The organism is Pseudomonas sp. XP1, from assembly GCF_053557675.1.
Genome location: NZ_JBNRIJ010000004.1, coordinates 123,246 through 127,342 on the forward strand (window position 1 = coordinate 123,246; position 4,097 = coordinate 127,342).

Genomic DNA, 4,097 nt, shown 5'->3' on the forward strand with positions numbered 1-4,097 from the left:
AAAGATCGCGTTGTTCGCCGATGTGCAGAACCTCTATTACACCGTGCGCCAGGCCCACGGCTGCCATTTCAACTACACCGCCCTGTGGGCCGACGTCAGCCGCGAAGGCCAGATCGTCGAGGCCGTGGCCTATGCCATCGACCGTGGCGACAGCAAACAACAGCAGTTCCAGCAGATCCTGCGCAACCTCGGTTTCGATGTGCGCCTAAAGCCCTTCATCCAGCGCAGCGATGGCTCGGCCAAAGGTGATTGGGATGTGGGCATTACCCTGGATGTGATCGACGCCGCCAGCCGCGTCGACCAAGTGGTACTGGCCTCTGGCGATGGCGATTTCGATCTGCTGCTGGAGCGGGTGAGACAGCGCCATGGCACCGAAGCAGTGGTGTATGGTGTGCCCGGGCTTACCGCACTCTCGCTGATTCGTGCCGCCACCCGCTATGTGCCCATCGAGGGTGCGCTGTTGCTAAAACACTGAGATTTTTCATGGAACGTATCGCTGTCATCGACTTTGAAACTACCGGCATCAGCCCCGGCGCCGGCTGCCGCGCCACTGAGGTGGCGGTGGTGATGCTGGAGGGCGGGCGCATCGTCGAGCGCTACCAGAGCCTGATGAACGCGGGTGTGCCGGTACCGGCCTTCGTCGCCGGGCTCACTGGCATCACCACCGCCATGCTGCGCAGTGCGCCGCCGGTGGAGAAGGTGATGAACGAAGTGGCCGAGTTCGTTGGTGGCACCCCGCTGCTGGCACACAATGCCGCCTTCGACCAGAAGTTCTGGGACTACGAACTGGGCCGCATCGGCCGTAGCCGCACCCAGGCCTTCGCCTGCTCCTTGCTGCTGTCACGGCGCTTGTTGCCGGCGGCGCCGAACCACAAGCTGGGCACCTTGACCCGCTGGGCCGGGCTGCCGGATACCGGTACCGCGCACCGGGCCATGGCCGATGCCGAAATGGCCGCCAACCTGCTGCAACACCTGGCTGGCGTGCTGCGCCAGGGCCATGGTGTACAGCAACTCTCGCACGACCTGCTCTGCCGCCTGCAGAAAACACCTGCCGCGAAGGTTCGTGAAACCCTGGCCAGGTTCTGTTAGGGCTTCTTCTCCAGTTGCCCCAGCGGCACCCGTCGCTCCACTGCGCTGGAGAGAATGATCGAGGTCTTGCTGAAGCCGAATTGCGCGACCCGGTTGATCAGTTCTTCCAGCTCCGGCATCGAACCCACCGCTGCCTGCATGATGACGCAGGGGTCGCCGGTTACCCGATGGCATTCGGTCAATTGGGGTATCTGGGTCAACGCTTCGTAGGCCTGCTGGTTGCCGTGGCTGGCCAGGCGCAGTTCGATCACGCACTGGATCGGCAGGCCAATCTTGCTCATGTCGACCTTGGCCTGGTAGCCGGTGATTACTCCGCTGGCCTCGAGCTTGGCCACCCGCTCGGCCACCGCCGGCGCCGACAGGTTCACCTGGCGCGCCAGTTGGGCGAAGGTGGCGCGGCCGTTGTCGAGCAGGGCGGCGAGCAGCATGCGGTCGTACTTGTCCATGGAATTTCCCTGCCTGGTTTCGATTCGATTGAAAAGCATCCGAATAACCATGCAATGCAAAGTGTTCGGGTCATTTAAAGCTGCTTTGTAACTTAAGTTTACACAGTGGCCTTTCTAAACTAAGCCACCCGTAAACGGATTTCGAGTGTTTCCCATGCCTGCCTCCCGTCGCTTCCCGTTGTTGCTCATTGGCGCTTTCCTGGCCTTGTACCTGGTCTGGGGCTCTACCTACCTGTTCATTCGCATTGGCGTCGAGAGCTGGCCACCGATGCTCATGGCCGGGGTGCGCTTCCTGATTGCCGGGGGCCTGCTGTATGGTTTCTTGCGCTGGCGCGGTGTACCGGCACCGACCTGGCCGCAGTGGCGGGCTGCGGGGGCGATCGGTTTCCTGCTGCTCAGCTGTGGCAACGGTGGCGTGACCGTGGCCGAGCATGCCGGCGTGGCCTCGGGCGTGGCGGCGCTGGCGGTGGCGACCGTGCCGCTGTTCACCTTGCTGTTCGGCCTGCTGTTCGGGCACCGCAATTCGAAGCTGGAGTGGGCGGGGATAGCCCTCGGGTTGGTGGGTATCGGCCTGCTGAACCTGGGCTCCAACCTGCAGGCAAGCCCGATTGGCGCGGCGCTGATCATCTTTGCGGCAGCGTCGTGGGCATTCGGCTCGGTTTGGAGCAAGACCTTGCCGCTGCCTCAGGGGCCTATGGCCAGCGCTGCGGAAATGCTGGTCGGTGGCGCCGTGCTGCTGCTCGGCAGCGTGCTGTCTGGCGAGCGCATGACGCAGATGCCGACCGCTGCCGGCTGGGGGGCACTGGCCTACCTGGTATTCTTCGGTTCGATCCTGGCGTTCAGTGCCTACATGTACCTGCTCAAGCACGTGCGCCCGGCAGCTGCCACCAGCTATGCCTACGTCAACCCGGCAGTGGCCGTTCTGCTGGGTATCGTCTTTGCCGGTGAGCAGATTGGTGCAGAAGAATGTGTGGCCATGGCGGTGATCATCGGCGCAGTGGTGCTGATCGGCCTACCGCAGTGGCGCAAGGCACCAGAGCCGGCGCAGCCATTGAAAGGCGAAATCTGCAAGTAGGCAGGGGTGATGCGGTAAACTTGCCGCCTTCGCTGAACCCCCCTGACGGTATTGCCATGAATTTCGCCAAACTCGGCCTGATCGAACCGCTGCTGCGCACCCTGCAGAAACTGGACTACACCACCCCGACCCCGGTGCAGGCCAAGGCCATCCCCGCCGTGCTGGCCGGCCGCGATCTGATGGCCGCGGCCCAGACCGGCACCGGCAAGACCGCGGGCTTTGCCCTGCCTGTGCTTCAGCGCCTGGCGCTGGAAGGCGAGAAGGTGGCCAGCAACTCGATCCGCGCACTGGTGCTGGTGCCCACTCGTGAGCTGGCCGAGCAGGTGCACAACAATGTGCGCGAGTATGCCGAGAACCTGCCGCTGAGCACCTACGCGGTGTATGGCGGGGTCAGCATCAACCCGCAGATGATGCGCCTGCGCCGTGGTGTCGACCTGCTGGTGGCCACCCCGGGGCGCTTGCTCGATCTGTTCCGGCAGAACGCCGTGAAGTTCAATCAGGTGCAGACCCTGGTGCTGGACGAAGCCGACCGCATGCTCGACCTGGGCTTTGCCGAAGAACTGCAGTCGGTGTACGCCGCGCTGCCACGCAAGCGCCAGACGTTGCTGTTCTCTGCCACTTTCTCCGACCAGATCCGCATGCTGGCGGGGCTGGCCCTGAATGACCCGCTGAGCATCGAAGTCAGCCCTCGCAATGCCACGGCCACCAGCGTCAAGCAGTGGCTGGTGCCTGTGGATAAAAAACGCAAGGTGGACCTGTTCTGCCACCTGCTGCGCAAGCAGCGCTGGAAGCAGGTGCTGGTGTTCGCCAAGACCCGCAACGGCGTCGATCAACTGGTAGAGCGTTTGCTGGCCGAGGGTGTGAATGCCGACGGCATCCACGGTGACCGCCCGCAAGCTACCCGCCAGCGCGCGCTGGACAGCTTCAAGGCCCGCGAAATCCAGGTGCTTGTGGCGACCGATGTGGCGGCCCGCGGCCTGGATATCGATGACCTGCCGCTGGTGGTCAACCTTGACCTGCCGATCGTTGCCGAGGATTACGTGCACCGCATCGGGCGTACCGGGCGGGCGGGCAACAAGGGCGAGGCGATCTCGCTGGTGTGTGCCGATGAAGTACAGCTGCTGGCGGCAATCGAAGTGCTGACCCGGCAGACCCTGCCGCGTCATGAAGAGCCAGACTTCATCCCTGACCACCGGGTGCCGATGACCGACGCCAGTGGCCAGGTGATCAAGAAGCCGAAGAAGCCCAAGAAGCCGAAGGAAAACAGCGCCAAGCGCGGGTTGGGGCGCTGGATGGACAGCGCTGAATCAGGTAGTGCCGAGCCGGCGGTGAAGGCGGTGCGCAAGGTGCCTAGTTTCAATGGTGGGGCGCGCAAGCGTAAGCCGTAGCCTGGGGAAGCTTGGCCCTGTGGGAGCGGGCGTGCCCGCGAAGCAGGCACCGCGGTGGATGGCACGGGCTTCGCCCGTGTTCGCGGGCACGCCCGCTCC

The 4,097-nt window shown here is 63.9% G+C and carries 5 protein-coding genes; 4 read left to right on the forward strand and 1 reads right to left on the reverse strand.

Translation table 11 applies throughout. The features are described from left to right. Together ACK1U9_RS05740 and ACK1U9_RS05745 are read left to right on the forward strand one after the other, a co-directional pair. Positions 1 to 475 (forward strand): LabA-like NYN domain-containing protein (locus ACK1U9_RS05740; RefSeq protein WP_449109754.1); only part of this gene is annotated, 475 nt, incomplete at its 5' end. An 8-nt stretch (positions 476 to 483) separates the two neighbouring features. Next, positions 484 to 1,089 (forward strand): 3'-5' exonuclease, encoded by a 606-nt coding sequence (locus ACK1U9_RS05745; RefSeq protein ID WP_046613161.1) that lies wholly within the window; start codon positions 484 to 486, stop codon positions 1,087 to 1,089. On the opposite strand, the gene ACK1U9_RS05750 is transcribed toward ACK1U9_RS05745, so the two are convergent. Next, entirely contained in the window at positions 1,086 to 1,535 is a 450-nt protein-coding gene (locus ACK1U9_RS05750) for an Lrp/AsnC family transcriptional regulator (RefSeq protein WP_013974322.1), read from the reverse strand. The two genes, ACK1U9_RS05745 and ACK1U9_RS05750, sit on opposite strands and share 4 nt — an antisense overlap. A gap of 154 nt (positions 1,536 to 1,689) precedes the next feature. Between ACK1U9_RS05750 and yedA the strand changes: the two genes are divergently transcribed. After that, a complete protein-coding gene (yedA, locus tag ACK1U9_RS05755; protein WP_025340737.1) occupies positions 1,690 to 2,610 on the forward strand; it encodes a drug/metabolite exporter YedA in 921 nt (306 codons plus the stop codon). A 56-nt stretch (positions 2,611 to 2,666) separates the two neighbouring features. Beyond that, positions 2,667 to 3,998 (forward strand): DEAD/DEAH box helicase, encoded by a 1,332-nt coding sequence (locus ACK1U9_RS05760; RefSeq protein ID WP_135002030.1) that lies wholly within the window; start codon positions 2,667 to 2,669, stop codon positions 3,996 to 3,998. Positions 3,999 to 4,097 lie beyond the last annotated feature (99 nt).

What these genes read in the sequence shown, in the direction of transcription:
- ACK1U9_RS05745 (WP_046613161.1), top strand. Translation starts at nt 484, where the DNA reads ATGGAACGTATCGCTGTCATCGACTTTGAAACTACCGGCATCAGCCCC.
- ACK1U9_RS05750 (WP_013974322.1), bottom strand. Translation starts at nt 1,535, where the DNA reads ATGGACAAGTACGACCGCATGCTGCTCGCCGCCCTGCTCGACAACGGC.
- yedA (WP_025340737.1), top strand. Translation starts at nt 1,690, where the DNA reads ATGCCTGCCTCCCGTCGCTTCCCGTTGTTGCTCATTGGCGCTTTCCTG.
- ACK1U9_RS05760 (WP_135002030.1), top strand. Translation starts at nt 2,667, where the DNA reads ATGAATTTCGCCAAACTCGGCCTGATCGAACCGCTGCTGCGCACCCTG.